This window comes from Calditrichota bacterium, from assembly GCA_013112635.1.
Taxonomy (GTDB): Bacteria; Calditrichota; Calditrichia; order Calditrichales; family J004; genus JABFGF01.
In genome coordinates, this window is record JABFGF010000007.1 from 170,215 (window position 1) to 196,590 (window position 26,376).

The window sequence follows — 26,376 nt, forward strand, 5'->3', positions numbered from 1 at the left end:
ATATATGAAATTTGGAAACCTAAGTATCTATGTAGCACTGATTTCGATTATCTACTCTTCATGGTTTTATTACCAGGCACATAAAACGGATAGAAACCATAAATCGAATAAGCAAAAAGATAACAATTTCAATCACAATATTAAGCACGCCCGCTTTGGGTTTTATGCAATGACAGCATGGATAAGTGTTGCTTCTTTCTATTTGTGGTACTTGATTTTTACTCACCAATTCCAGGTAGATTATATTTATAGATATACATCGAGTGACCTAGGGACAGGTTACTTGTTTTCTGCATTCTGGGCAGGGCAAGAGGGATCCTTTTTGTTTTGGGCTTTAATGATCGCTCTGATGGGTGTAATTTTCGTTCGATATGCTGAAAAGCTTGAATCCATTTCGATGTTGACAGTAAATATCGTTCAGGGCGCATTTCTTCTATTGCTGATTAAAGCAAATCCATTTGCCCTGTCTGGCAGTATTCCTCCAGAAGGCGCAGGACTGAATCCTTTATTGCAAAATCCATGGATGGTTATTCACCCTCCAATTTTATTCCTGGGGTATGCGGCTACAACAGTTCCATTCGCGATTGCCATAGCTGCTTTACTAAATCGTGATTTTAAAGAATGGATTAAAATTGCTTTTCCATGGACGTTATTTGCGTCAATTACGATGGGGGCAGGCATAATAATTGGTGGTTATTGGGCATATAAAGTTTTAGGCTGGGGTGGATATTGGGGATGGGATCCTGTTGAGAATTCATCACTAATTGCCTGGCTTGTGGTATTGGCTCTTTTTCACGGTTTGCTGGTCAGTCGTTTTAGGGAAGGTTTTCAAAAAACTAACTTTGCTTTGGCAATATTAAGTTTTGCCCTTGTTCTTTATGCAACGTTTTTAACACGAAGCGGGGTCCTTGCCGATTTTTCTGTACACTCTTTTCAAGATTTAGGTATTAATGGCATTTTGACACTTTATATACTTGCTTCTTTATTAGTGGGATTTGCATTACTGTACCAAAGAAAAAATGAAATTCCCTTTGTAGGGATATCTTTTGACAGTCTTACAAAAGAAAACATCCTGGTAATTGCTGTTTTGATCATTGTTACCAGTGCATTTTTTATTCTTTTGGGTACTTCCTCACCCTTAATTACTGAATTACTTGGAAAACCAGCCCAGGTTAATATTTCTTTTTATAATAGAATTAATTTACCAATTGGGATTTTGATGTCACTCTCTTTAGGCATAGCCCCTGTATTATTATGGAAGACTGAAGAACTAAAAACAGTTATTTCTAAGCTTTCTGTATCTGTTATAATTGCCGGTCTCAGTGCAGTTGTAGCAATTAGCTTTGGTATGGTGAGTATATTGAATACTATATTTCTTATATCAGCCGTGTTTGCTTTTTCCAGTAATATGATGGTTCTGATTCAAAATATAAAATATGGTTGGAAATTGATTGTTGCGCCTCTTGCACATGTTGGTGTTGCTTTAATGTTAGTAGGAATTATTATTTCCGGAGTCTTTGATAAATCCGAAAGAGTAGTTTTAACTGAAAACACAGCTAATAATGTTCTAGGCTATGATTTGCTTTACAAGGGAAAATACAATGGTCCGGATGGAAAAAATGGTGTGTTAATTGAAGTGAAGAACGGCAATTCAAAATTTACGGCAAATCCGCGTTTGTATCAAAATAGCTACACTAAAAGTGAAATGCGTGAACCCCATGTTGAAGAAAATTTCTTAAGTGATTTGTACATCGCTCCTTTACAAGTAATGGATAAAACGGAAGCAGGGAAAGAAAATACACTTACAATGAAGAAAGGCGAAAAAAAGCAATTCGCAGGTTATGATGTCCAGTTTAGCAGCTTTGATATGGACAACCATGAACAAATAGAAGGAGACTTCAAAGTAGCTGCGGTTCTTCAATTTAGTAAAGACAATGAAACATTCGAAGTAAAGCCGGCAATCGTTTTAAAAGGGCAAGAAAAAATTAATGAGCCGGCCCATCTTCCTTTTATTAAAAATCAGAATTCAAAAGCCCAAATATCATTAAGTGGTATGAATCCTGATACAAAAAATATACAACTTTCTTTTGAAGGCCTTAATGAAGAAAAACCGGTTAAGGAAAAGTCAAGTCAGATTGTTGTTGAAGTTAGCAATAAACCTTTTATGAGTATGCTTTGGATTGGAACTATACTACTTACATTAGGAACAATACTAGCAATGAAGAGGCGTACTTTAGATTTAAAAACCACAATACCTAGTGGGGGACAATAATTATGGAAGAGAATAAAATATGCCAAAGCTGCAATGCTCGAAATAGAATAGATGCAAAATTTTGTGATGAATGCGGTAATGAGCTACTTCTGGGTGAGGATAAAAAGAAATGTGAAAATTGCGATTTTCCAAATAATGATGATTCAAAATTTTGTTTTAAATGTGGTGAGAAGTTTAAACAAAAAGAGATTCCCAAAAAGTTAAAACAAAAGCAACAGAATAGAGAAGCAAGGGGAAAAAAACAAGTTCAGACAAAACAGTCATCTCAACCGTTAAAAATTGTATTAATAGCGGTGGTAGCAATTGCTGCTTATTTCCTGGCTTTCAATGATAATCAACCTCAAACTGCTCAGAGAACTGTGCAAACATCACGAATTGTTGAGCAAAAACTTGCTGATCCTGTAATGGAAACTGCGGCAATGGATATCGCCTCTAAATTTATTTGTTCTTGCGGCACCTGCGGTGAACAACCTTTAAATACCTGCACATGTGAAGTTGCTCAAACAGAAAGACAATTTATTCGCAACGGTCTGCAAAATAAAATGGATCAAGAAACAATAATCAAGTCTGTCAATTCTAAATACGGCTGGATAAAACCGGAATTTGCAGCTCAATATGGCCCGGGAAAGTTTAAATTAGGCTCAAACCAAAAAACACTTTTAACACCGGGTTTAGATATTATGGCCCAGAAAAATGAAATGAAAGTGGCATCTTTCGCTGATCGCCAAGCCATTATATCAAGCTTTGCCTGTACATGTGGACAATGTCAGATTGACGAGCTAAAAGATTGCAGTTGTAATCATCCTGGTGGTGCAATAGAAGTTAAAAAATATATTGATCAAAAAATCCAGGAAGAAAAATATACAAAAGAAAACATAATCCAACTTGTGGAAGCACAATATGGAGCAAGAATTAGATAAGGAGAGTAACATGGCATATTTTTGCACCTACTGCGGTAAGCAGCTTACTGAAAACGCAAAGTTTTGTAATAATTGCGGAAATGAGATTAAAGAAAATAAATCTGAAGAAGATAAAAAAAACAGATCAGTCAATAAACCAAATTTTTCATTAAAACGGCAAAAAGTATTGTCTAAGAACAATACCAAGCCTGGTAATAAAAAAACGGTTTATTCTATTATTTCTGTTTTAGCACTAATGGGTTTTGCGGCTTTTTATGATAGTCTGCCTGCATTAGCCAATCCGGTTATTGAAAAGCAGCCGGTTGTAGTAGCTGAATTTAAATATCCAAATTTACCAAAGCGAATGTCAGCAACTAAGGCAACAGTTCGGGATGGAAAAATTGTCATCCCATTTGATGCTTTAAAAAAAGAAAAGTTCTTAAAATTTAATTATTCATCAAATAATTTAAACACACCACTTCTGGCTTACATATCAGAAGAAGGAAAAGTAGTTACTGCTGTAAGCATGTGTGAACCATGTAATTCAACAACATTTCATATTCGTGGTGACCAACTGGTCTGTAATTCATGCGGTACAACCTGGGAGCTGGACAACTTAAATGGTCTTGAAGGTTCATGTCAGAAATATCCACCGGATGCGTTGCCCAGTATAGTTGTTGGAAACGAAATCCAAATAGACGAATCTCTTGTTGCCAATTGGCGGCGAAGAATATGAGGGGTGAAAAATGAAGTTATATAACATTTCGCTCAACAGTCTTTGGCGCCGTAAAGCACGTATGTTTTTTCTATTAGTGGGGCTGCTTATTGCTGTAAGCACAGTTGTAATATTATTGAATATTTCTCAAACGATGAACAGTGATATTGCCAATAAGCTTGATGAATATGGCGCGAATATTTTAATCGTTCCACTATCGGATGAACTCTCTCTTTCATATGGAGGAATGACTGTATCAGGAGTGTCATTTGATGTAAAACCACTGCAACAAGTTGATATTTCTAAAATTAAACAAATAAAAAACAAAGATAATATTAAGATTATCTCTCCCAAGCTGCTTAATGTAACAGACATTCAACAAAAAAAGGTAATGGTGGTTGGTGTTGATTTTGAGCAGGAACTGGCATTAAAAAAATGGTGGTCAATAATTGGGAAAGCTCCCAGAGAAAAAGACGAAGCTTTGATTGGAGCAGAAGTTAAAAAGAAACTAAATCTCGGTCTTGACCAGGCCATCTTAATAAATGGCGAACCTTTTAAAATAAAAGGTATCCTTGAAGAAAGCGGTTCTCAGGATGATCAGCTCGTTTTAATCGACCTTAATCGAGCACAACAATTGTTTAAAAAGGAATCCGCCATAAGCCTTATTGAAGTTGCCGCATTATGTTATGATTGCCCGATTGAGGAAATAGTCGCTCAAACATCAGAGCAGTTGCCAGGGGCAAAGGTAACTGCTATTCAGCAAACTATTAAAACAAAAATGAAATCAATTAATCAATTTGAGAATTTTTCAATGGGTATTTCAATTGTAATCCTTCTGGTAGCAGGACTTATTGTTTTTACAACTATGAGTGCATCGGTAAATGAGCGTAAAAGGGAAATCGGTATTTTCAGGGCAATTGGATATCGGCGATCACATATAATCCAGATTATACTGCAGGAAGCTCTACTGCTTAGTAGTATCGCGGGGGTTTTCGGTTACTTTTTTGGTTTACTGATTTCAATATTTGCCGCCCCAATGATAGGAGCAGATTCTGTCAGCATATCGATAAATTTTAATATGATTGCTCTCTCTTTGCTGATATCAACTTTTATCGGAATCGGTGCAAGTCTTTATCCATCGATTAAAGCTTCGAGGCTTGATCCAACTATTGCTCTGCAGTCGATATAACTAAAAAAACAGAAATGTGATTCAGGAAATAAACATGAGCTTAATACAAATAAAGAATCTTAAAAAAACATATCAAAGCGGTAATGAAATTGTCAAAGCAGTTAATAATATTTCCATGAAAATTGACCTTGGGGAATTTGTGTCTGTAACCGGGGCGTCTGGCTCTGGAAAAAGCACACTCTTAACTCTTTTAGGAGGATTGAGTAAACCGGCAAAGGGAACTGTGGTAATAGACGAAATAGATATATATGATTTATCAAAAGAACAGCGCGCTGATTTTCGTAAAGAGTATATAGGTTTTGTATTTCAATCTTTTCATCTTCTGCCTTACTTAACTGTACTCGAAAATGTTATGATCCCCTTAGCGATCAGCGATATAAAACCATCTCAAAAAAAGGCCATGGCCATGTTAATGTTAAGAAAAGTAGGTCTGGATAACAAAGCTAAAAGACTACCAAATGAGCTAAGCGGCGGTGAGCAGGAACGGGTTGCTATTGCAAGGGCTTTGGTTAATGAGCCACCAATAATCCTTGCTGATGAGCCGACGGGTAATCTGGATTCTGGCACAACAAATGTTATAATGAAATTATTCAAACAATTGAATGAACAAGGACAAACAATTATCATGGTAACTCACGATGAGCAGAATTTACAATTCGCAACACGCAATATTCAGTTGGTTGACGGGGCTCTAATAAATTGATACACAATTGTATTTCTATTTGGCGGAAATATACTAATCTTAAAGAACGTGAAATATCCAACAAGGTATATTTTTGTTGAATTGATTAACCGGAGAAAATAATTTTGCCTTGCTTTTTGAAAATATCTACATATATTATGCGCAACCAAAATATAACGTAATTATTATACGTGTTAAAATTTTCACAAACTGTTTCATAAAAAAGAAAAGTTTCTGATACATGACCGAGGGGGGCTTGTCTCTGAGAACACGGAGAAAAAACGTGGCCACTCCTCAAAAGAAAATTACTTCCTACTCTTTTACACCTCACATAAACCACCCCGTTTTTCATCTGGACAATTCAAATCTATTTTATTCACTCAACATAACAAACCCAAGGAGGTTTTTATGAATAAGCTTAGATTGTTTTTTTTTCATATTTGTTATTGGTAGCATTGGTATTGTTAGTGGCCAGGGAGTTGGACAAACATGGAGTAGCAACATAACACTTAAATGTGTTACGGATTATAGTCGTGGTAGTGTTGCGGATGTTTGGGGTTGGAAGAACGGGCAAACACACTATGCGTTAATTACATTAAATGGTGGGCTAAGTATTGTAAACACTGACAACACAACATCGCCGGACGAGGTTGTTCACATAAACCGTGCTTCCCCCGGAGAAATACATGCGGTTGATGTAGAAACATTTACTTCCAGTGGTCAAACATATGCCTACCTGGCAATTCATTCAACATCAGAAGAAAATTATATATTAATAATTAACCTTAATGAAGCCGTCAAAGAAGAGAATATCCCATCGGGCGGAGAGAAGATTATTGATCCAGAAGGGAGCCTTGATGTTGTTTTTGTTGGTAGGATTGAAAATCCGTTTCCATCTCCTGAATTTCCGACATCTGTTGCCTGGGAAGCCCATACGCTAACAATAGCGGGTGGATATTTATATATTGCCTCTCAAAAAGACAAACTACCCGTTTATGATTTAAACGCTAGCCCCACAAACCCTTCCTACAAGGGCGTAATTACAACCCCCACAAACAATTTAAAAAGCTGGGGTGTACATGAAATGTATGTAAAAAGTACGGGTTCTGCAACCTCTACAATTTATGCGTCTTGCAAGCGGGATGGCTTACAGGTAATTAGCTTAGATATGTCTGGTATGGGCTTTAGTTATACAATAACGCAACATTTATATGATGCTGATAAAGCAGACGCAGATAAAACCAACTCAACAGATGCATCCTTCGATTTCAGAAACACCCATAGTGCTTGGCCAACCGATGACGGTGCTTATGTTTTCACAACAGATGAATTAAGCGTTTGGCCACCGGATAATGAAAATGTTAATCTTGCAACAGATGTTAATCTATATGTTACGGGTGTTTTAAAAGATGCCCACCGCCAAGGCGATTTTCTGCGTACCTGGAAAACATCACAGCTTGGAACTTCCAGTGCCTTAAAAAGCGGACACTATGCACCTCAGGGGCAAGCCGCTGGGGTAACAGACCTAACTAGCATAAACAATACTATGGTTCCAAGCAGCGTTCATCAAATGTATGCAAAAGGTAATTGTCTATATATTGCACACTATGCTCAAGGCATGCGAGTGGTTGATATTTACGACCCCGAAAGCCCCCAAGAAATCGGTTATTATGATGATTATCCCACATTAAGTGTCGTTGGTGGTTCAGATTATTTTTTCCGGAAAAGCATAAGCACTGGAAGCCCTTGGTATCAAGGAGTTTATGGAGTTTACCCAGATCCTAATCGGCCCGGTATAGTTTATGCCGGAAGCTTTAATAAAGGTTTTTACATTTTTGATGTTTTGCCAACCATCACGACACCAACGGGAGTATCAGTTTCGGGCAATCCTACCGAGAATCCAATTATTAGCTGGAATGCGAGCACCGACACTGGATTGGATGGTTATAAACTTTATAGGTCACTCGATGGCGGGGCTTATAACTTGCTTATAACGCTTGACAGAAACACCACTTCTTTTGAAGATGGCGGTGTTATAATAGGTAGCGGAAAATTTGCCCCATATGCCTGTTATAAAGTATCTGCTTTTAATATTACCGGCCGTGAATCAGCTCAAGCATGGCAAAAGTGTACACAATACAGCGGTCTTAATAAATCAGGGGTGGATCCACTTGTTAGTGAAAACGACAATACTATTCCCAAAGAATTTAATCTAAAACAGGCTTATCCCAACCCATTTAACCCATCCACAAAGATAAGTTATGACCTACCTGAAAACACTTTTGTAAACCTGGTTGTTTATAATATGCTTGGCATGGAAGTGGCGCTATTGGTCAATCGATTTCAGGAAAGCGGACGCTATACGGTTGAGTTTAATGCAAAACATTTGCCCAGCGGTTCGTATATTTATAGAATAAAAGCCGGGCTTTTTACAGATAAGAAAAAGATAGTACTGGTTAAATAGCACTGCGTATCCCCCTGAAACTAATTATATTATTGAAAAGAGGGACGCCTTTAATTACAAAAAATGACGATATGATTGTTTTAAAACTGTTTTTAACGATAATTACTGTTCTACTTTTTAATTCATTTTTGACTGCACAAGAAAACTGGCGGCTTGTTGGGTTTGGGGATTTTTCAATTGAGCATGTTTATGTCAATGGTGATACAATATGGGTTAGTACAATTGATTCAACATTTAAAAGCGAGGTTCATTATAGCTTTACAGCAGGCGATACCTGGAACAAGGTTTCAGATACAGATACACTAATAAGTGGTTGGTTAAAGTTAATTCAGGTGAACCCCTATAATGGTTTAATAATTTATGCCCGTACAAAAAAGGGTCGGGGTGTAGTAAGTACAGATGCTGGTAAAGCATGGACAGTAATTTACCCTGACCAAGAACCTTGGCCCCAAAATACAGAGGTAACGGATATTTATGTTTCACCGCATAACAAAAACACTCTTTTTGGGATAATTCAAACGCGGAGCGGGGCAACCATTGATTATCTATATCGTTCTAATAATAATGGCATAAATTGGGAATATATCAATGGTGGTTTTCCCTCGTCAAGTCATGGCTCAACTCTAGTTTTTGCTTATGATCCTGTGGACAGCACGAAGATGTATGCAGCAATAGATGATAAATTTGGAGAACACTGGTTTTATATAAGCAACAATCAAGGGGCCAATTGGAATTTTATGGCAGGCTCTGTTTCATCGGATAAAATTATTGTTGATTGGAGTCAAAGTGATTTAATATATGTCTTCGCTTTTCCACTTCGCTCAGAAGATGGGGGGGGAAGTTGGATCAATGCAAACAACGGCCTTCCATCTGGTTGGAAATATTGGTTCAGCATAATTGATCCGCAAGACCCAAATGTGCTATATATGTCAACAAAACTCGGTGTTTATATAACAATTAACAGAGCGGAGTTGTGGACATTAATGGAGGGGTCTCAATATTTGGATTTGAACTTTAGCTCTGGTGTTCAAGGAAAAAACGCAAATTTATTTATTGATTCAACAACCCAAAAGTTATTCGTTGGTACAAAAAAGGGATTATATTCATATAATCTTATAACATCAATTAAAAAAAAAGACCATAACCCCAAAGAATATAAACTTGGTCAAAACTTTCCCAACCCCTTTAATCCATCTACTAAAATAAATTATCACTTAGCACAAAATAGTTTTGTTTCCTTAAAAATCTATGATGTTTCTGGGCGTTTAATAAAAACACTGGTTAATCAACAACAAAATGCTGGGGAACAGTCGGTATTATTTGATGGAGCAGGTTTACCAAGTGGGGTATATTTCTACAGGTTAATTACGTCTAATGGTTTTTCGCAAAGTCGAAAAATGCTTTTGCTCAAATAACATATTGTTACTTTGGATATTTTAACAGAACAGAGAATTTTTCCTTAATAAAGGCTTTGGTTGGAGTGCCTGTCATTTTCCCGTCAATTGAGAAAATCCTGCAGCCAAAAATGTAATTACCATCTTTTTCTTCAAAATCAATTCCATTCACGCGGATAGTGGGTGAGCCCAAGAACTTTTTTTTAACAGCATCGTCCGCATCCAATACTTCAATGATGTTGTAGCTGGAATCAAATCCAAGGTCTTTCAAAGCATTTTTTAAATTGTCACCGGTTTCAACATAAGAAGGGCATCCTTCAAAATAGTATAATTCAATGTTCATTGTTAGCTCCTGACTGTTTTCTTTGTTACATGAAATTGTCATAAAGAATAATAATGTTAAAAAGACAGTTTTTATCTTAAGTCCTTAAATGTTTATACCAGTGTAAAAATAATTGACTGGACTATACTCCAGTCAAATATATTAATAGAAAAATGGATAAAAGATGAATATTCGAGACATATCTAAAGAAACAGGGTTTTCAATTGATACAATTCGTTATTATGAAAAAATGGAGTTAATCGAAAATGTTGAACGCTCAGAATCGGGGTACCGCATTTTTAGCGATGAAGATTTAAAACGTTTTCTTTTTATCAAAAAAGCAAAGAAAATCGGTTTTACCCTGAATGATATCCGGGAACTTCTAACTTTGCGGATTGAGACAGATCAGCCATGCGAACCTGTTCATGAGCTGGCCAGGGGAAAACTAAAAATCGTAGAAGAAAAGCTAAATGAGTTAACAAGGATTAAAAAAGTATTAAAAGAGCTTATTGATCAATGTTCCCCAGACAAATCAACAGATTCCTGTCCTATTTTACGCGTTTTGGAAAACTAATTGAAGCCCTAAATCACACTTCAGCGCATCTAATTAAGATAAGATTATTTAACAAGAGGTTTTAAAGAGTTTTATGAAGGCAGCTATTGATCCAACTAAAAAAGAAAGGCGTACTATTGCTGGTGTTATTATAGCGGCTTTAGCGGCATCTGTTTGTTGTGTTGGCCCATTGGTATTACTTGGCCTTGGTGTTGGCGGCGCATGGGTGGGAAATCTTACAGCACTTGAACCATTTCGGCCTTATTTAAAGGCACTTACATTTGGCGTTTTGGGTTATGCTTTTTATAAAATCTACAAGCCCAAGGCTGAAATCTGCGAACCGGGCAGCTATTGCGCCAATCCCAAGTCGGATAAAATCAATAAAATTACTTTATGGATTAGCACTGTTTTTGTTTTAGGGTTGCTGGCAAATCCCTATATCGCGGAAGAATTGGTTTCCAGTGAAAATGCTAAGGCAGATAGACTTAGTGAACAACTGGCGGATTTAAAGCAAATTACTTTGGATGTCCCCGGGATGAATTGCCCGGCCTGCCCGTTCACTGTTCAAAAAAGTTTGAAAAGGCTGAATGGCGTTGTCTCGGCCAAGGCAACATTGGAAGATAAAAAAGCGGTCGTAATTTATAACCCGGCTATAGTCAGTTTAGAAAAAATGATTGAAGCGACGACCAATGCCGGTTATCCATCAACACCCGTTGATAAAAAATTAAACGAGGAATGAAATGAAAATTAAAACCTTGCAACTCGATATAAAAGGTATGACCTGCGACCATTGTGCGACGAGCATTGAAAAAAAGCTGGATGCGGATGGTATCATTGAAAAAAGTGTCAGCTACAAGGAAGCGGGCGGTCAGATCTCTTTTGATGAAAATAAAATAAGCAGCGAAGATATTACCAATCTAGTAAATGGCCTTGGTCATTATAAAGTAACTGGTTCTTCAGAGTTGCAGGAAAACTTTGGAAACGAAAATCACCTGATTATAATTGGTGGTGGCTCAGCAGCTTTTGCTGCAACTATTCAAGCCCGTAAGCATGGAGCAAAAGTAACCATGATCAATGGTGGGCTGCCCATTGGTGGGACCTGCGTAAATGTGGGCTGTGTACCTTCGAAAAACCTAATCAGAGCTGCCGAAGCCATGCATAAAGCCAATCATAATCCGTTTTCGGGTGTTGAAAGTAGTGGACGTCTGACAAGCTTTAAGGATTTAATCAAACAAAAAAGTGATCTTGTCCTTGATCTGCGCCAGCAAAAATATATAAATGTCATCAAGGATATGGAAAATTTCCGGAAGATTGAAGGCCGGGCTAAAATCACTTCACCCACAACTGTAGAGGTAAATGGCAAAACGATATCCGGTAGCCATATTTTGCTTGCCACAGGCGCCAGGCCGCTCATCCCAAATATTCCCGGGTTGAATGATGTACCGTTCTTAACCAATGAAGAAGCCTTTGAACTGGAAGAATTGCCAAAGTCTGTCATTGTTTTAGGTGGGCGTTATATTGCTTTGGAAATAGCCCAGATGTTTTCACGATTAGGAAGTAAAGTAACCATTCTTCAGCGTTCGGATCGTATCTTGCCCACAGAGACGGCAGATTTAACTGATGAGCTCACTGGCTATTTTGAAGAGGAAGGTATAACTGTTGTAGCCGGTAATAATTTAGTGAGCGTGAATAAAAAAGATGGACAGATTAGTGTTGAATCACTTATAAATGGTGAAACACGTCATTTTGAAGCGGAAAAAATGATCGTTGCTACAGGGCGTCAGGCGAACACAAGCAACATGGGTTTACAAGAAATTGGAGTTGAATTGAACTCTTCTGGTTTTGTAAAGGTAAACGATAACCTGCAAACATCTGTATCAACTATTTATTCTGCAGGTGATGTATTAGGCGAGAACATGTTTGTTTATACTGCTGCTTATGAAGGTAAGCTGGCGGCAAACAATATGTTTAACCCTGTTCAGAAGGAACGCGATTATACTGCCCTTCCCTGGGTTGTTTTTACTGATCCGCAAGTAGCCGGTGTTGGTCTGGATGAAAACCAGGCAGCCGAAAAAGGCATTGAGGCTGATACGGCTGTTTTACTTTTGAGCCATGTACCGCGTGCTATTGCCGCTAAAGATACTCGTGGTTTTATAAAATTGATACGTGATAAAAATACAGATAAACTGATTGGCGCCCGCATACTTGCACCGGAAGGTTCGGAACTTTTGATGGAAGTGGCCATGGTCATAAAGTTTGGTATCACCACAGAACAGATTATAGAAATGTTTCATCCTTACCTTATTTTAGGCGAAGGAATAAAGCTGGCGGCCATCACCTTTAGTAAAAGTGTAGAAGAATTGAGCTGTTGTGCCACATAGCAGGCACATAAATCACCGATAAGAATTAAAACAAAGAAAGGGCATAGAATGAAGATATTCAAAATTATAATTATCAACCTGGTATTAATAGCCGCAAACCTTTTTGCCCAGGATGAAAACAAGAAAGCTAAAACATCATACGAGATTACTTTTACGGTTAACGGAATGACCTGCGAAGGATGTGTTGAGCATGTTCAGGAAACATTGAAGGCAGTTAATGGGGTAACAGGTTATGATGTAAAACGTAAAGAAAATCTTGCCGTGGTGGAGTTTGATCCTAAAGTAACAAATGCAGTAAAAATTGAAGAAGCCCTTAAGAAAACCAATTTTGAAATCAAAAAGCAAGCAAAAGATGAAAAACAGGATGAACAGAAATAAAATATTCACCATTCTAATTGTGATCGTATTATCCGGCGCGTTGTTCGCCCATGAGCCTTTGTTTGGCCTGGGGCCACATACTATCTATGAAGCAGGATATGCCATTGAGACAGAATTTGAAAAGAGTGATGATGAACTTGTAAACCAGCTTGAACTGCTTTATGGCTTCACACCTGATTGGGCCGTAACTATTGCATTGCCTTATCAATTTACCAATGATAATAAAAATGGCAGCTTGGGAAGATTGACCCTGCGCAGTAAGTTTCGTTTTTACCGTGATGATATGAAGGGTGCCAGTAAACAGGCTGCTATTCATGCAGGTATCCAGTTACCAACAGGTAAAAACAGTATTGATGCTACTGATTTTTTTGCGGGGCTCTCATTTGGGTATGAATCACGTCGCCATTATTTTTTTACATCTGCCCGTTTTCGTTATAATAGACCTATTGATAACCTGGAACGAGGGCATGTGTTCAAATATGATGTGGCTTACGGGATACGCCCCTGGTTACTGGAATACTTGCAACCGGATCCTGTTTTCTTGATTGAACTGACTGGTGAGATAATTGACCAAAACAGTCTTAACGGCGTTAATAATCCTGATAGTGGGGGAAATTTGATAAGTATTGCCCCCGGTCTTTTGTTCAGTTACCGTAATATTATGCTTAAGGCAGGTATAAAAATTCCCATTCTGAATGGTTTAAATGGTTCACAAAAATTACCAGGTAATGAATATATTCTTGGTTTAGAAATTCATTTCCCCCCATTGTATTAAGTGTAAAAGAGGCATAATTATGAATAATTTAATAAGTCTAAAATATAATTACATTTATCTCTTTTTATTGATTTCTATTGTTAATGTTTCTGTTCTTGCTGAAGATAAAAACAATGACATTATTAAAGGTGAGAAAATCCATATAGAAGTGGATGGCTTATCCTGCCCATTTTGCGCTTATGGCCTGGAAAAAAAGTTAAAAGCCCTGGACAGTATAGATACACTTGATATAAATATAAATGAAGGCTTGATTAAAATCTTTTTAAAAAAAGACAAACAAATCAGTAAAACGGAAATCCGGGAAAAAGTAGCCGAAGCAGGGTTTACATTTCGCAAGCTCGTTGTTGATGGGAAAGAGTATGAAATTAAAAACAACTCTGGTGATAAATAATGTTACGTGAAAAAGCTGTCAGTTTCTTTACCCTGTTCACATCCACCGGAACATTATTATGTTGCGCCCTCCCGGCGATTTTGGCAGCTATTGCAGGTGGGACTGCGGTTACATCATTAATAAGTACATTGCCGTGGCTTATTCCCTTATCTCAAAACAAAGAGTGGGTTTTCCTGATAGCAGGTGTTTTACTTCTGATAAGTGCTGTTTTTACTTTCCGTCCCCAAAGTAAATTAGCTTGCACAATTACCGGTGGTGATGGTTGTGAGGTTGCAGGGAATTTTTCAAAAGTGATGCTCTACATCTCAATCATAATTTATTTCATCGGACTCTTTTTTGCCTATTTTTTAACGCCTCTTTTACGCTGGCTGGATAGCTGATGAATAAAACTGTAAATCAGTTTTTAATAATGATCTGTTTTTTCTTTTCACAAAACTTACTTACCCAGGGACCTCCCATTAATACCGAAACGCCTATAATGCTCGGTTTGCAAGGGAGCGGAGTGCGCAGTTTTGCAAAAATTATCCATAAATCAGTTGATGACGAAAGCAAAAATTATCCTAAAGTAACAGCAATTGTCGTTCCATTGGTCATTCCTGTAAATCTATTTAATGATAAATTCCAGGCCGGGTTCATTTTGCCTTATATGAATATTTCTTTAAAACTAAATGGAAACAAAAATAAAACAAGTGGCATGGGTGACGGTCAAATATTTGTAAAATATCTATTGTTTCAAAAGGATGCCAAGAATGAAACTTTCAGGATTGCAGCAAAGACAAACATAAAATTTGCCAATGGGGATGCCACATTACAGCCAGCTTTGGGAAGCGGTTCAACGGATATTGTCTTTTCTACTATTGCCGGTTGGATCAAACACCGGGTTGGGATCTACCTTGAAGCTAAATACGCTTTAACGGGCTCTTATAAGAGCCGTGAATTTGGGGATACATTTTTTTATAACCTGGCTTTTGGATATCGGCTCTTGCCACGAATTTATAACCAATATCCCATGGACCAAGTAAATATATTTCTTGAACTGAATGGATTAATAAAATATAAAGATGAAGTCTCTGGTAATGCTATAAACGACACGGGCGGGAGCTCTCTTTTTTTGTCCCCGGGTTTACAATTTGTCGTTGGCTCCCGCTGGCTGGTTGAATCATCTTTTCAATATCCAATAATTAATAGTTGGGATAGCTTTCAGTTAGTAGAAGACTGGAAAGCGTCATTTGGATTTCGCTTCCTTTTTGACATATAAAAAAATAGCGGTAAGAATTTTTCATAAGATTGACGAATATTCAGATAAGGATTAGATTGGTATTCAATATCATAATAATCATGTATTATTTTAACAATTAATTATGCAAAAAAATGAAAACACAACTCTTTATATCAAAAATATGGTGTGTGATCGCTGTATTCGTGTAGTTAAGGACGAATTACAAAACATTGGTTTAAAGGTCTCGCATGTTGAACTTGGCGAAGTTGAAATAAATTCAGATGTGAACGATCCGCCTGAGGACTTAATTCGTAGCACGCTTATTCAAAATGGGTTTGAATTAATCGAAGATAAAAAAGCTCGTTTAATTGAAACCATAAAAAATATTGTTATTCGTTTAATCCAAAAGGATGCAGATTATGATCCCCAAAAAACGAATTATTCAAAATATATCTCAGATGAGTTGCATATGGATTACAATTATCTTAGCGGCCTTTTTTCTTCAGTAGCCAACATTACAATTGAGCAATTTATCATTCTGCAAAAGATTGAAAGGGCCAAGGAATTTCTCAAATATGATGAAAATAACTTAAGTGAAATCGCATATAAATTAGGGTATAGTAGTGTCCAACATTTGTCTGCTCAATTCAAAAATGTTACCGGTTTAACCGCCAGCCAGTTTAAAAACATGACTGCCAACCTTCGTAAACCTCTTGACAAGGTAGTTTAACCCGCTTTATTTCAAATCGCTTTTCAAACGTTTATAATCCATCTTAAAATCCTATAACAAAATCCCGAAATTGTGTAATGCTTTGATTTTTGGTGTCCTTATATTCTTCCAAATTATTTAAATAAACCAAACCATAAGGAGAATATTATGTCTGTCAAAAATCTTAAGATCGAAGGAATGTCTTGCCAGCACTGTGTTATGTCATTAACAAAAGAACTGAGTAATCTTCAGGAACTTACTATTAAAGAAGTAAATATAGGAACAGCCTTAGTAGAATATGAAACAGATCAGGTATCAAGTAATGAGCTGAATGAAGCAGTTGAAGCAGCCGGTTTCACTCTAATATCAAAATAGTATGGAGGATATAATGGAGGCTGTGTCAATACGAAAAATGACATTACCTGTAGAGGGAATGACCTGTGCCAGTTGTGTGGCGAGGGTAGAAAAAACCTTAAACAAAATTGATGGCATAAATTATGTGAATGTAAATCTTGCCACTGAAGAGGTCACCCTCGATTTAGATTCAGAGAAACAAGATTTGCAAGAAATTGCTACAATTGTTGAAGAGGCAGGGTATAAACTTCATTTGCCGCAATCAAATGATAGTAATACAACCCAGACTACAGCAACTGAAGGGGCACAATCAATTCAATCAGGAATGTTTTCGAAACTCAAATCTGATTTTTATTTTAGTGCCGTTTTGGCATTGCCGGTTATGATTGTCAGTATGCTAATGATGTGGCCTGCTTTTTCTGAGGCTATCCCGGTAACAGAAGATACAATAAACAAGTTGCTCCTGATAATTACATCAATTGTTTTATTTGGCCCGGGAAAACGGTTTTTTACTGCGGCCTGGGGAGCAGCAAAACATTTAACTGCTGATATGAATACTTTGGTAGCAGTCGGGACAGGGGCAGCTTACGGGTATAGTCTTATTGCAGTTTTATTTTCACAATGGTTGGGGATTACGAACGCAGGTCAGCACATTTATTTTGATACTGCGGCTACGATTATCACGCTGATTCTACTTGGACGGCTTTTAGAAGCCAAGGCCAAAAGCAAAACAACTGATGCTATAAAACAACTTCTTGATTTGCAACCCAAAACCGCTCGTGTATTACGTGGTGATCAGGAATATGAGATTCCCTTAAGTGAAGTTATACTTGATGACCAGCTAATAGTACGACCCGGAGAGAAAATCCCTGTGGACGGACTTATTATTAGCGGATCCACAGCAATAGATGAATCTATGGTGACAGGGGAGAGTTTGCCGGTTGAAAGGCAGCCGGGGGACAAGGTTATCGGTGGAACAATCAATCAAAACGGCAGCCTTATGATTAGGGCAACTGCAATCGGAAAGGATACAATGATAGCTCAGATTGTAGAGTTGGTAAAACAAGCTCAGGGCTCAAAGGCACCCATTCAGGCATTTGCAGATAAGATTGCCGCTGTTTTTGTTCCTACTGTCATTACAGTTTCGCTTGTTTCATTTCTGGCATGGATTGTTTTTGGATTACCATTAACGGCAGCATTGGTGATTTTTGTTGCGGTGTTAATTATTGCCTGCCCTTGTGCGCTTGGTTTGGCTACTCCAACAGCAATAATGGTTGGAACCGGATTAGGGGCTTCTAAGGGGATACTAATTAAGAATGCAGAAAGCCTTGAACTTGCCCATAAGGTGGATACAGTTGTCATGGATAAAACAGGGACATTAACGGTTGGAAAACCTACAGTTAAAGAAGTTAAAACTTTTAATGGAATGGATTCAGAGGAGTTACTTCAATTAGCCGCTTCAGTAGAAAATTATTCTGAACATCCTTTAGCCAATGCTATAACAAGTTATGCCAGGGAAAAGAACATCTCTCTTTTAAATATAGAGAATTTTAATTCGCATACCGGGCTTGGCATTTCGGCCATGGTAAATGGCAATGAAGTATCAATTGGCCGCTTTGCATTTTTAAAGAATCAGGGCATTAATTTGAATGGAGAAGAAGAATCGGCAAGGAAAGCAAATGTTAAGGGTGCCACTATTATTGCAGTGGCTCTAAAAAAGGAAATTGTAGGCACAATTGCCCTTGCTGACACTTTAAAACCAGAGGCTAAAGAAACAGTTACGGCTTTGCAAAAAATGAATATAAATGTTGTTCTACTCACCGGTGATCAGCATGAAGCTGCTCTAGCAATCGCACAAGAGGCTGGCATTGAGAATGTAAAAGCTGAAGTATACCCTCAAGATAAACTGGCTGAAATAAACAGACTCCAGACCGCAGGTCGTACAGTTGCAATGGTTGGTGATGGCATCAATGACGCACCGGCTTTGGCTCATGCAGATGTTAGTATTGCTATCGGATCAGGAACAGACATTGCAATTGAGGCATCCGATATTACTCTGGTAAAAGGGAATTTAAAAGGTGTGACTTCAGCTATTAATCTTTCACGAAAAACAATGGGAACGATTAAACAAAATCTTTTCTGGGCTTTTATTTACAACATAATTGGGATCCCTATTGCTGCATTGGGTTTATTAAATCCTATGTTTGCCGCTGGGGCCATGGCTTTAAGCTCTGTAAGTGTCATAAGTAACTCATTACGATTAAAACGTTCTCGTTTGTAAACAAGAAATCATCAACTATTTTTAACCAAGGCAAGCATTATCTTCTGTGTTTGCCTTTTTTTATCTGCATAATAGTCCCCAAATAGTTTGTAGGATATTACCCACCTGAATCTCATTGAAAAGTATCAAATAGTTATAAACCGCCGGAAATCAACTGTTTAGGCGTGTTCAAGATTGCTGGCATATACTTTGTAATACTAATAATCAACTATACATAAGGAGTTTTAAAATGAATATTTCAAAATACTCAAAATCATTTCTAATTGTATTTATTTTTTCAGGTGTCGTTGTTACTTCAGGGCAAATCCGATATGCAAATGGCAAAGCAGAATGCCCGGTATATGAAAAAGAAATTGCATTAATGACAGAACTCAGTGGTGAATCAATTATTGTATCGGGACGAGGCAATTTTTATAATGATTTTGAAAATATAAATCTAATAGAGGTAATTGAACCTGTAGAGTTCACAAAAAATTGTCCGGAAAAAACACAGGAAAATACTTGGACAAAGAATATAAACTCATATTTCACAGTCTCCCCAGACGAGTTATATGAATGGATGGAGATTGAAGATATTTTTTTAATAAATACCCACAAACCACTTGCGGGAAATATAGTCGAAACTGATTACACAATTGCTTTTGACGAAATCGAAATGAATTTGGATAAACTTCCTGAAGATAAAAATGCTCTTGTGATTTTGTACTGCCGAAGTGGCAATATGAGCAGGATTGCTGCTCAAAAACTAGCAGATTTAGGTTATACTAATGTTTATAATTTAGAGGGTGGTATGCAAGAATGGGTAGAAAATGGCTACTCATTGAATAGTAAATAAAAGTTTTAATCAAATTTAAAAAGGGATATTTAAAATGTTTTTGGGATTTGTTTTTCTTTAAGAGGTAAAAAGGCATAAAAATGCATGATTCTTATGATTACGGTCTATGGACCATGGTAGTTTTCAACATAATACTTTTCGGAGTGTTTGTTATTGGGTTCTTACGACCGAAGAAAAAATATGAATGGCGCACACTAGGGGTTTTTACTGCGTTTATCGTTGCATTGTTTGTGGAGATGTATGGTTTTCCGTTAAGTATTTATGTCATCATCTCTTTATTTGGTGATAATTTATCTCTTGTTGATCCTTTTCAGCACGTAAACGGGCATTTGTTGGGCACATTGTTTGGTGCCTCGGAATGGCTGAAATATGCTATTTGCTTGCTCGGCGGGTTAGTTATGTTTTTAGGATTGTCTATTATGAGCAATGGTTGGAGACAAATCCATAGTGCGAAAGGGAAATTTGTAAAGGATGGTATTTACGCACATGTACGCCATCCTCAATACACCGGATTATTTTTAATAACAATCGGGATGCTAATTCAATGGCCAACACTAATTACACTTATTATGTGGCCTGTTTTAATGTACGCATATTATATGCTGGCACGGCGTGAAGAAGGGGAAGTTGAAACACAATTCAGGGAGGAATATGCCTTGTACAGGGAACAAGTTCCTGCATTTATCCCGAAGAACAAGAGGTTCTGGTAATTACATTTTTTAGTACTAAAGGAGCATTATTATGAAACAATTATCAATTATACCGGTGGCTTATACAACAACTATCTTTCTAATTATCACCTACGTTCTGTGTATTCTTTTTGATTTTGTTTTTCCACAATGGTCAATGTCCAAGATATGGGAAACTGTTTTACCCGGATTTTCATGGATAAGCTGGTCTAGCTTTCTTATTGGATTGGTCGGGACGGTTGGTTATGGGGTTTATACCGCTGTGGTTTTTGTGCCAATTTATAACTTTTTCCACAAAGATAAATTGGAAAGTTAGGCAAAGAAATTTATATCTGTAAGGAGTAAAAAATGCATGATCTAAACTGGTTTGGTGGCGGAATGATGATCTTTTGGTGGGGATTTATAATAATTGGAATAATAATGGGCACTAAATGGATCTTCAGTCAAAGTACAGACACCCATGAAGATACGTCCCTGGAAATTCTAAAGAAACGTTTTGCAAGGGGAGAAATAAATAAAAAAGAATTTTTAGAAAAGAAAAATGAAATTGATTAATTGAATTTGTTTTAACAAAAATTTGCTCACAACAAAAGGAGATTTAACTATGAAAAACCTAATATATACAATCTTAATTACAAGTCTGTTTTTATCATTTGTTTCTGCTCAGGATCAGGACAAAAAGATGAATTCGGAAAAAAATAAACAAATTACAGAAATGATGAACGATACGACCATGGTTAATATGATGATGGAGCACATGTCAAAAGATGATCATATGCGTTCAAAAATGATGCAGAAGATGATGGACGCATGTAGATCGGATTCAGACAAAATGATGGGTATGTGTAAAATGATGATGAAAGATAATGATATGCACTCAATGATGAAAAACATGTTGATGCAATCAAAAGATACGACACAAAAATCAGTGAATGAAGATGATCATGAAAAACATCATCCTGAAAAAAGGTAAAGTGATGAAAACAATTCTATCCCCATTACAATGGATGTGAAAAACTTATAGAAAGTTCAATTCCGAGAAAATATTATGAACATTCAAAATAATACACCAGCCAGGAAAAACGTTGTATTAGTTACTATGGCAACGGCATTAATATCAATGAGCATGATTATTTTTGAACTTGTCTTAACACGGATATTCTCTGTAATGCTGAGCTACCATTACGTTTTTTTGATATTATCAGTGGCCATGTTTGGACTTGGAATGGGAGGATTTCTACTTGACCGATGGAAATTGATCTCACCGAAAACTTCTTACGAGACCCACGCAATGTTATCTGCGATCATGATAGGTTTGGTAACACTAATTATAATTAAAGTACCGTTGTTTGAAATAAAGTTCCTTCAGGGATCTATTGTGTGGATCTATGTATTGTTAGCTTCATTGCCGTTCTTTTTTTTGGGAATGACTCTGGCGGGAATTTTTAAAAATTTCGCACAGAAAAGTTCCCTTATTTACGGATTTGATTTATTAGGCGCAGCAACGGGGATTGTAATTATTATCCCAATCATAAAATTTATGGGAGCAGTAAATACCGCTTTAATTAGCACTGTTATTGCCGGTTTATCTTCGATAGTACTTGCTTTTACAGGAAAAGAGATCAAGCGATATGTTCTATATTCTGTATTTATCTTATTGGCCATTGCCGGCTCTTTAATACTTTTTGATAAGAATGCAGAGGTTCCTGTAACACAAGATATAAATAAAGACATGAACCGCATGTTAAATAATGTTAATGAACAGGCAGAGATAGTTGAAAGCCGTTGGAGCGCTTTTGGCCGAACTGATTTAGTAAAAAGTAAAAGTTTGCCAGATCAAATGATTCTTTATGTAGATGGTGCGGCAGGAACATCCATGTATAATCTGCAAGAACTTCAAAATGATTCAATTAAGCTGGGTCATTTTAGATATCATTTTGGCGGATATTTCCCTTTTCTTTTTTTAGAAGAAAATGAGAAGGATAATGCCCTTATTATCGGGTCAGGTGGAGGCCGGGACGTGATAGTGGCTTTGCTGGGTGATGTTAACTCAGTGACAGCCGTGGAGGTTAATCCCGATTTAGTAGATATAGTTAAAGATTATGAATCTTTCAATGGAGGGCTTTATAGTAGTCTGCAAAATGTTTCAGTTGTGGTCAACGAAGGTCGTAACTATATAAAAAATAGTGCTGAAAAATTTGATTTAATTATGATGTCTCTTCCAATAACTAAAAGCAGCCGAAGTATTGATGGTTATGCTTTGACAGAAAATTATTTATTTACAGTGGAGGCCATGACGGATTATCTAAAGCATCTTACGCCTGAAGGAAGGATAATAATTGTCGCCCATAATGATAAGGAGGTTTACCGAATAATTTCTCTTGCCATTTCTTCCTTTAAAGAAAAAGGAATAACTGATTCGGAAGCTATGAAACATATTTATACAATTGCTTCAGGAATGATGCCGACTATTGTGATAAAAAATAGCCCTTTCGATTCGACACAAGCATCTATACGTCATGATTTTATGCACAAATTGGGTTTTGACAGGGGTAACTATTTTGTCCCATTTATAGATCAAATGTTGGTTAACCCTGATGAATCTGTAAATATCGATAAGACCTGGAGAATGTTTGACCAAATACTGGTAGATATAGCTTCTGGTGAGCTCAAGTTTGAGCAACTAATAAAAAGCGCTGTAGTAGACATAAGCCCGGTATTTGATGATAGTCCTTTCTTCTACAATTTTCAGGTCGGCCTACCCGATCCTTTTGGATTGTTTACGCTGTTTCTCATTATAATTGGAGTTTTGTTTATCCTTCCATTATTGGCACGAAACACATCTGGCCGGTTTCACATGTTTGCAAAAAAGCCACAACTCAAAGTATTTCTGGTCATTTTTTTCCTTACTGGGAATGGTTTTATGTTATTGGAAATTGCTTTTTTTCAAAAACTAAACCTCTATTTAGGACAACCGGTGTTGGCTTTAACAATCTTATTGTTTTCACTTCTTCTGGGAACGGGAGCTGGAAGCTTATTAAGTGGAAAAATATTAAAGTACTTGAAACAGTCGATTATTATAAGCGCGTTGTTTGTAGTAACGCTCACAATTATTTATAACATAGCATTTCCTTTCTTTTTTGAGTTTAACATGGATTCAAAAATAATTGCCGTGATTTTGTTATTTCCACTGGGTATTTTTCTTGGATTTCCGTTTCCGCTGTCTATCCGTTTAATGAAAAAATATCAGCTTGAGAATTATATAAATATTATGTGGGGTGTTAACGGAATCGCTTCTGTAACAGGTTCTGTATTGGCAGTCATAGTTGGAATATTGGCGGGCTTTTCGACAGCGGTTAACCTTGGAGCATTGGCCTATTTATTTGTTGCTTTAATGGTTTTTCTTTTACTAAAAACTACAAAAAACCAGGAATTAATTGATTTAAAAAAAACAACTCAAATAAGTTAATCGAGGAGCAAAAAAATGAAAAAACAAACTATCCATATAGATCCGGTTTGCGGAAAAAAAATTAATCATAACAAAGCGCACATAGTTATTACATATAAAAAAACAGATTATTATTTATGTTGCCCTAAATGCCAGTCTGAATTCGAAAAGACGCCGGAAAAATTTATTAAATAAGTAAACAATTCCAATCAATTTTAGGAGAAAATCATGGCAAAAGATTTGGTTTGTGGAATGCAGGTTGACAAAAAAACACCCGCTGCTACAAGTGAATACAAGGGTAAAACCTATTATTTTTGCTCGCAAGATTGTAAGAAAGCTTTTGAGAAGAACCCTGAAAAATATCTTGGCAAGAACAGTACAGCATCTTCGGACAAAGTGCTTTAAAAATGATTCAAAAATCCAGACGTTCATTTCTCAATATGTTGATGAAGTTTACATCAATCCCTTTAATCGGAATGGTCTTTTACCCTGTGGTAAAGTACTTAATCCCGCCAAAAATTACAGAGGCTGTGCCCAACTCAATAGAAGCGGGCAGGTTGGATGAGATTGAGCCAAACAGTGGTAAGATAATACGTTTTGGAAGAAAACCTGTTATTTTGATACGCCTGGAAAATGGTGAATTAAGAGCTTTTAGTGCAATCTGTACGCATTTGGATTGCACTGTTCAGTATCGAAAAGCTTATAAGCATATTTGGTGCGCTTGCCATAATGGGCATTATAATCTTAATGGGATAAATATCGCCGGGCCGCCGCCAAGACCGCTGGCACCGTATAAAGTCGATCTTAAAGACGACAAAATTTTTATTTCAAAAGAAACCTAATCGGAATTTTGTGCTAATAGGTCGATAGACAAAACCGAGGGCTAGCAACTTATGAAGTCAAAAGTTTTACTTATCAGTACATCGCCGCATCTTCATAAAGGCCAGGACGTGCAGCAAATTATGTTTAACGTGGTATGGGCGCTTATACCGGTAGTCTTATCGGCAATATATTTTTTTGGTTTGAGGGCGTTTTTATTAATTGCTGTTTGTTCAGTTGTAAGTCTGATTACCGAGCATATTTGTCAGAAACTTCGTAAACGGGAAACGACAATACAAGACGGCAGTGCTTTAATTACGGGAATATTATTAGGATTAATCTTACCGCCTTCTCTCCCACTCTGGACCGCCGCCTTGGGTGCTGTTGTATCAATAACTATCGGTAAAATGGTTTTTGGCGGATTGGGATATAACCGTTTTAACCCAGCCTTAGTTGGCCGAGCTTTTTTGCAAGCCTCTTTTCCAGTCTTGATGACCTCATGGTCAAATCCAACCAAAGAAATATTTGGTTTTAAACTGGATGCACTAACCGGCGCAACTCCACTCGCGGCCATGAAATTTCAACATCAGTTTACAGAATTTAAAAGTTTGTTTATCGGAAATATTAGCGGTTCTTTAGGTGAATCATCCGCTTTCATTATAACCTTGAGCGGGCTTTATTTAATAATCCGAAAAATAGCAGATTTCCGTATAGTCGCGGGGGTATTTTTAGGCACTATTTTATTGGGTGGAATTTTGTGGCAAGTGGATCCTTCTCAATACGCAGATCCACTTTCCCATATCCTTTCAGGTGGATTCCTACTGGGAACATTTTTTATGGCTACAGATATGGTAGCATCCCCTGCGACATCAAAAGGGCGCTGGATTTATGGTTTAGGGATAGGTTTATTGATCATCCTTATACGTAATTTCAGCGGTTTACCCGAAGGTGTGATGTATTCAATCTTATTAATGAACGCTTTATCACCACTTATTGAACGCTATTCACAACCACGTGTCTTTGGGCAACTCAAAAATCAAAGGAGCTAATGATGCCTCATTTTATTAGGGTGGCGGGTGTCCTAATGGGCATAGGATTTTTTTCGGCATTTTTTCTTTCCCTAATGGCCGATTATGCTTACCCATTGATTGAAAAAAACAGGGAAGCCAGGTTGCGAAAATCAATTTATACTGTTCTTCCAGAAACAAAAACATACCATTTAGTAAATAATGAAAACAATATTTACAAAGGGCTAAACAAAGACAGTATTGGGACAGGTTATGCTTTTGTTGCGGAAGGTGGTGGTTACCAGGGTATTATTAAAATAATGATCGGCATTGACATATTAAAAAAGAAAATATCCGGTTTAAAAATATTGGAGAATGTAGAAACACCGGGTTTGGGTTCAAAAATATCCTCAGATAAGTTTCAAAATCAGTTTATTGGAAAACTACTCAATAAACCTATTGAGTACATCTTAAATAAAAACCCTCAAGCGCCGTTTGAAATACAGGCTATTACCGGCGCGACTATATCAACCCGCGCTGTTGTAAATATTGTTAATAAAAGGATTCAAGAGGTAAAATCCATACCGGAGTAAGCGGATG

At 37.0% G+C, this 26,376-nt stretch carries 30 protein-coding genes and 1 pseudogene; 30 read left to right on the forward strand and 1 reads right to left on the reverse strand.

Annotated features, from left to right (window positions below):
• The first annotated feature begins 4 nt into the window (after positions 1-4).
• The 8 genes and pseudogenes from HND50_17445 to HND50_17480 all read left to right on the forward strand — a co-directional run bounded on the left by HND50_17445 (position 5) and on the right by HND50_17480 (position 9,636).
• Positions 5-2,272 carry a heme lyase CcmF/NrfE family subunit gene (locus HND50_17445; GenBank protein NOG47030.1) on the forward strand — a complete coding sequence of 756 codons (2,268 nt, stop codon included), beginning with the start codon at positions 5-7 and terminating at the stop codon, positions 2,270-2,272.
• Between the two features lie 2 nt (positions 2,273-2,274).
• Positions 2,275-3,192: a hypothetical protein gene (locus HND50_17450; GenBank protein ID NOG47031.1), complete on the forward strand. Its 918-nt coding sequence runs from the start codon at positions 2,275-2,277 to the stop codon at positions 3,190-3,192.
• Between the two features lie 10 nt (positions 3,193-3,202).
• Entirely contained in the window at positions 3,203-3,907 is a 705-nt protein-coding gene (locus HND50_17455; protein ID NOG47032.1) for a DUF2318 domain-containing protein, read from the forward strand.
• Between the two features lie 10 nt (positions 3,908-3,917).
• Positions 3,918-5,075 (forward strand): ABC transporter permease, encoded by a 1,158-nt coding sequence (locus HND50_17460; protein ID NOG47033.1) that lies wholly within the window; start codon positions 3,918-3,920, stop codon positions 5,073-5,075.
• A 34-nt stretch (positions 5,076-5,109) separates the two neighbouring features.
• On the forward strand, positions 5,110-5,778 hold the full coding sequence (locus HND50_17465) for an ABC transporter ATP-binding protein (GenBank protein NOG47034.1): 669 nt from the start codon (positions 5,110-5,112) through the stop codon (positions 5,776-5,778).
• 391 nt (positions 5,779-6,169) lie between these two features.
• Positions 6,170-6,805, forward strand: a pseudogene (locus tag HND50_17470) (hypothetical protein).
• A 36-nt stretch (positions 6,806-6,841) separates the two neighbouring features.
• Positions 6,842-8,221: a T9SS type A sorting domain-containing protein gene (locus tag HND50_17475; GenBank protein ID NOG47035.1), complete on the forward strand. Its 1,380-nt coding sequence runs from the start codon at positions 6,842-6,844 to the stop codon at positions 8,219-8,221.
• Between the two features lie 71 nt (positions 8,222-8,292).
• Positions 8,293-9,636 carry a T9SS type A sorting domain-containing protein gene (locus HND50_17480; protein ID NOG47036.1) on the forward strand — a complete coding sequence of 448 codons (1,344 nt, stop codon included), beginning with the start codon at positions 8,293-8,295 and terminating at the stop codon, positions 9,634-9,636.
• A gap of 7 nt (positions 9,637-9,643) precedes the next feature.
• On the opposite strand, the gene HND50_17485 is transcribed toward HND50_17480, so the two are convergent.
• Complete coding sequence (locus tag HND50_17485) at positions 9,644-9,958, reverse strand: alkylmercury lyase (protein ID NOG47037.1); 315 nt, start codon at positions 9,956-9,958, stop codon at positions 9,644-9,646.
• Between the two features lie 163 nt (positions 9,959-10,121).
• On the opposite strand from HND50_17485, the gene HND50_17490 reads away from it, so the two are divergent.
• The 22 genes from HND50_17490 (at position 10,122) to HND50_17595 (ending at position 26,369) form a co-directional block, all read left to right on the forward strand.
• Positions 10,122-10,511, forward strand: coding sequence for a heavy metal-responsive transcriptional regulator (locus HND50_17490; GenBank protein NOG47038.1), 390 nt, complete (start codon positions 10,122-10,124; stop codon positions 10,509-10,511).
• 73 nt (positions 10,512-10,584) lie between these two features.
• Positions 10,585-11,229 carry a hypothetical protein gene (locus HND50_17495; GenBank protein NOG47039.1) on the forward strand — a complete coding sequence of 215 codons (645 nt, stop codon included), beginning with the start codon at positions 10,585-10,587 and terminating at the stop codon, positions 11,227-11,229.
• Position 11,230: 1 nt separating this feature from the next.
• Positions 11,231-12,871: a mercury(II) reductase gene (gene merA / locus HND50_17500; protein ID NOG47040.1), complete on the forward strand. Its 1,641-nt coding sequence runs from the start codon at positions 11,231-11,233 to the stop codon at positions 12,869-12,871.
• A 48-nt stretch (positions 12,872-12,919) separates the two neighbouring features.
• A complete protein-coding gene (locus HND50_17505) occupies positions 12,920-13,249 on the forward strand; it encodes a heavy-metal-associated domain-containing protein (GenBank protein NOG47041.1) in 330 nt (109 codons plus the stop codon).
• The gene (locus tag HND50_17510; protein ID NOG47042.1) at positions 13,236-14,024 is read left to right on the forward strand and encodes a hypothetical protein; all 789 of its coding nucleotides are present in this window, start codon (positions 13,236-13,238) and stop codon (positions 14,022-14,024) included. Before HND50_17505 ends, HND50_17510 begins: the two co-directional genes overlap by 14 nt.
• A gap of 19 nt (positions 14,025-14,043) precedes the next feature.
• Entirely contained in the window at positions 14,044-14,415 is a 372-nt protein-coding gene (locus tag HND50_17515; protein NOG47043.1) for a heavy-metal-associated domain-containing protein, read from the forward strand.
• The gene (locus HND50_17520; GenBank protein NOG47044.1) at positions 14,415-14,795 is read left to right on the forward strand and encodes a hypothetical protein; all 381 of its coding nucleotides are present in this window, start codon (positions 14,415-14,417) and stop codon (positions 14,793-14,795) included. Before HND50_17515 ends, HND50_17520 begins: the two co-directional genes overlap by 1 nt.
• Complete coding sequence (locus HND50_17525; GenBank protein ID NOG47045.1) at positions 14,795-15,673, forward strand: hypothetical protein; 879 nt, start codon at positions 14,795-14,797, stop codon at positions 15,671-15,673. The genes HND50_17520 and HND50_17525 overlap by 1 nt, the downstream gene beginning before the upstream one ends.
• Before the next feature lie 142 nt (positions 15,674-15,815).
• A complete protein-coding gene (locus HND50_17530; protein NOG47046.1) occupies positions 15,816-16,364 on the forward strand; it encodes a helix-turn-helix transcriptional regulator in 549 nt (182 codons plus the stop codon).
• A gap of 147 nt (positions 16,365-16,511) precedes the next feature.
• Positions 16,512-16,718, forward strand: coding sequence for a heavy-metal-associated domain-containing protein (locus HND50_17535; GenBank protein NOG47047.1), 207 nt, complete (start codon positions 16,512-16,514; stop codon positions 16,716-16,718).
• A gap of 13 nt (positions 16,719-16,731) precedes the next feature.
• Positions 16,732-18,978, forward strand: coding sequence for a copper-translocating P-type ATPase (locus HND50_17540; GenBank protein ID NOG47048.1), 2,247 nt, complete (start codon positions 16,732-16,734; stop codon positions 18,976-18,978).
• A gap of 229 nt (positions 18,979-19,207) precedes the next feature.
• Entirely contained in the window at positions 19,208-19,813 is a 606-nt protein-coding gene (locus tag HND50_17545; protein ID NOG47049.1) for a rhodanese-like domain-containing protein, read from the forward strand.
• Positions 19,814-19,893: 80 nt separating this feature from the next.
• Positions 19,894-20,523: an isoprenylcysteine carboxylmethyltransferase family protein gene (locus HND50_17550; GenBank protein NOG47050.1), complete on the forward strand. Its 630-nt coding sequence runs from the start codon at positions 19,894-19,896 to the stop codon at positions 20,521-20,523.
• Positions 20,524-20,554: 31 nt separating this feature from the next.
• Positions 20,555-20,818, forward strand: coding sequence for a hypothetical protein (locus HND50_17555; GenBank protein ID NOG47051.1), 264 nt, complete (start codon positions 20,555-20,557; stop codon positions 20,816-20,818).
• A 32-nt stretch (positions 20,819-20,850) separates the two neighbouring features.
• On the forward strand, positions 20,851-21,057 hold the full coding sequence (locus HND50_17560; protein ID NOG47052.1) for an SHOCT domain-containing protein: 207 nt from the start codon (positions 20,851-20,853) through the stop codon (positions 21,055-21,057).
• A 49-nt stretch (positions 21,058-21,106) separates the two neighbouring features.
• Complete coding sequence (locus tag HND50_17565; GenBank protein NOG47053.1) at positions 21,107-21,475, forward strand: hypothetical protein; 369 nt, start codon at positions 21,107-21,109, stop codon at positions 21,473-21,475.
• A 75-nt stretch (positions 21,476-21,550) separates the two neighbouring features.
• The gene (locus HND50_17570; GenBank protein ID NOG47054.1) at positions 21,551-23,971 is read left to right on the forward strand and encodes a hypothetical protein; all 2,421 of its coding nucleotides are present in this window, start codon (positions 21,551-21,553) and stop codon (positions 23,969-23,971) included.
• A 15-nt stretch (positions 23,972-23,986) separates the two neighbouring features.
• Positions 23,987-24,145, forward strand: coding sequence for a YHS domain-containing protein (locus HND50_17575; GenBank protein NOG47055.1), 159 nt, complete (start codon positions 23,987-23,989; stop codon positions 24,143-24,145).
• 33 nt (positions 24,146-24,178) lie between these two features.
• Positions 24,179-24,355, forward strand: a complete 177-nt coding sequence (locus HND50_17580) for a YHS domain-containing protein (GenBank protein NOG47056.1) — start codon at positions 24,179-24,181, stop codon at positions 24,353-24,355.
• Positions 24,356-24,357: 2 nt separating this feature from the next.
• Positions 24,358-24,792: a Rieske 2Fe-2S domain-containing protein gene (locus HND50_17585; protein NOG47057.1), complete on the forward strand. Its 435-nt coding sequence runs from the start codon at positions 24,358-24,360 to the stop codon at positions 24,790-24,792.
• A 51-nt stretch (positions 24,793-24,843) separates the two neighbouring features.
• Positions 24,844-25,818 (forward strand): RnfABCDGE type electron transport complex subunit D, encoded by a 975-nt coding sequence (locus tag HND50_17590; GenBank protein NOG47058.1) that lies wholly within the window; start codon positions 24,844-24,846, stop codon positions 25,816-25,818.
• A 35-nt stretch (positions 25,819-25,853) separates the two neighbouring features.
• Positions 25,854-26,369, forward strand: coding sequence for an FMN-binding protein (locus HND50_17595; GenBank protein ID NOG47059.1), 516 nt, complete (start codon positions 25,854-25,856; stop codon positions 26,367-26,369).
• Positions 26,370-26,376 lie beyond the last annotated feature (7 nt).

Coding starts and splice junctions, on each gene's coding strand:
- HND50_17520 (NOG47044.1), top strand. CDS start 14,415: ATGTTACGTGAAAAAGCTGTCAGTTTCTTTACCCTGTTCACATCCACC.
- HND50_17485 (NOG47037.1), bottom strand. CDS start 9,958: ATGAACATTGAATTATACTATTTTGAAGGATGCCCTTCTTATGTTGAA.
- HND50_17595 (NOG47059.1), top strand. CDS start 25,854: ATGGGCATAGGATTTTTTTCGGCATTTTTTCTTTCCCTAATGGCCGAT.
- HND50_17480 (NOG47036.1), top strand. CDS start 8,293: ATGATTGTTTTAAAACTGTTTTTAACGATAATTACTGTTCTACTTTTT.
- HND50_17450 (NOG47031.1), top strand. CDS start 2,275: ATGGAAGAGAATAAAATATGCCAAAGCTGCAATGCTCGAAATAGAATA.
- HND50_17585 (NOG47057.1), top strand. CDS start 24,358: ATGATTCAAAAATCCAGACGTTCATTTCTCAATATGTTGATGAAGTTT.
- HND50_17560 (NOG47052.1), top strand. CDS start 20,851: ATGCATGATCTAAACTGGTTTGGTGGCGGAATGATGATCTTTTGGTGG.
- HND50_17550 (NOG47050.1), top strand. CDS start 19,894: ATGCATGATTCTTATGATTACGGTCTATGGACCATGGTAGTTTTCAAC.
- HND50_17565 (NOG47053.1), top strand. CDS start 21,107: ATGAAAAACCTAATATATACAATCTTAATTACAAGTCTGTTTTTATCA.
- HND50_17455 (NOG47032.1), top strand. CDS start 3,203: ATGGCATATTTTTGCACCTACTGCGGTAAGCAGCTTACTGAAAACGCA.
- HND50_17545 (NOG47049.1), top strand. CDS start 19,208: ATGAATATTTCAAAATACTCAAAATCATTTCTAATTGTATTTATTTTT.
- HND50_17540 (NOG47048.1), top strand. CDS start 16,732: ATGGAGGCTGTGTCAATACGAAAAATGACATTACCTGTAGAGGGAATG.
- HND50_17495 (NOG47039.1), top strand. CDS start 10,585: ATGAAGGCAGCTATTGATCCAACTAAAAAAGAAAGGCGTACTATTGCT.
- HND50_17505 (NOG47041.1), top strand. CDS start 12,920: ATGAAGATATTCAAAATTATAATTATCAACCTGGTATTAATAGCCGCA.
- merA (NOG47040.1), top strand. CDS start 11,231: ATGAAAATTAAAACCTTGCAACTCGATATAAAAGGTATGACCTGCGAC.
- HND50_17590 (NOG47058.1), top strand. CDS start 24,844: ATGAAGTCAAAAGTTTTACTTATCAGTACATCGCCGCATCTTCATAAA.
- HND50_17515 (NOG47043.1), top strand. CDS start 14,044: ATGAATAATTTAATAAGTCTAAAATATAATTACATTTATCTCTTTTTA.
- HND50_17465 (NOG47034.1), top strand. CDS start 5,110: ATGAGCTTAATACAAATAAAGAATCTTAAAAAAACATATCAAAGCGGT.
- HND50_17490 (NOG47038.1), top strand. CDS start 10,122: ATGAATATTCGAGACATATCTAAAGAAACAGGGTTTTCAATTGATACA.
- HND50_17535 (NOG47047.1), top strand. CDS start 16,512: ATGTCTGTCAAAAATCTTAAGATCGAAGGAATGTCTTGCCAGCACTGT.
- HND50_17460 (NOG47033.1), top strand. CDS start 3,918: ATGAAGTTATATAACATTTCGCTCAACAGTCTTTGGCGCCGTAAAGCA.
- HND50_17530 (NOG47046.1), top strand. CDS start 15,816: ATGGTGTGTGATCGCTGTATTCGTGTAGTTAAGGACGAATTACAAAAC.
- HND50_17570 (NOG47054.1), top strand. CDS start 21,551: ATGAACATTCAAAATAATACACCAGCCAGGAAAAACGTTGTATTAGTT.
- HND50_17580 (NOG47056.1), top strand. CDS start 24,179: ATGGCAAAAGATTTGGTTTGTGGAATGCAGGTTGACAAAAAAACACCC.
- HND50_17555 (NOG47051.1), top strand. CDS start 20,555: ATGAAACAATTATCAATTATACCGGTGGCTTATACAACAACTATCTTT.
- HND50_17475 (NOG47035.1), top strand. CDS start 6,842: ATGTATGTAAAAAGTACGGGTTCTGCAACCTCTACAATTTATGCGTCT.
- HND50_17445 (NOG47030.1), top strand. CDS start 5: ATGAAATTTGGAAACCTAAGTATCTATGTAGCACTGATTTCGATTATC.
- HND50_17525 (NOG47045.1), top strand. CDS start 14,795: ATGAATAAAACTGTAAATCAGTTTTTAATAATGATCTGTTTTTTCTTT.
- HND50_17510 (NOG47042.1), top strand. CDS start 13,236: ATGAACAGAAATAAAATATTCACCATTCTAATTGTGATCGTATTATCC.
- HND50_17575 (NOG47055.1), top strand. CDS start 23,987: ATGAAAAAACAAACTATCCATATAGATCCGGTTTGCGGAAAAAAAATT.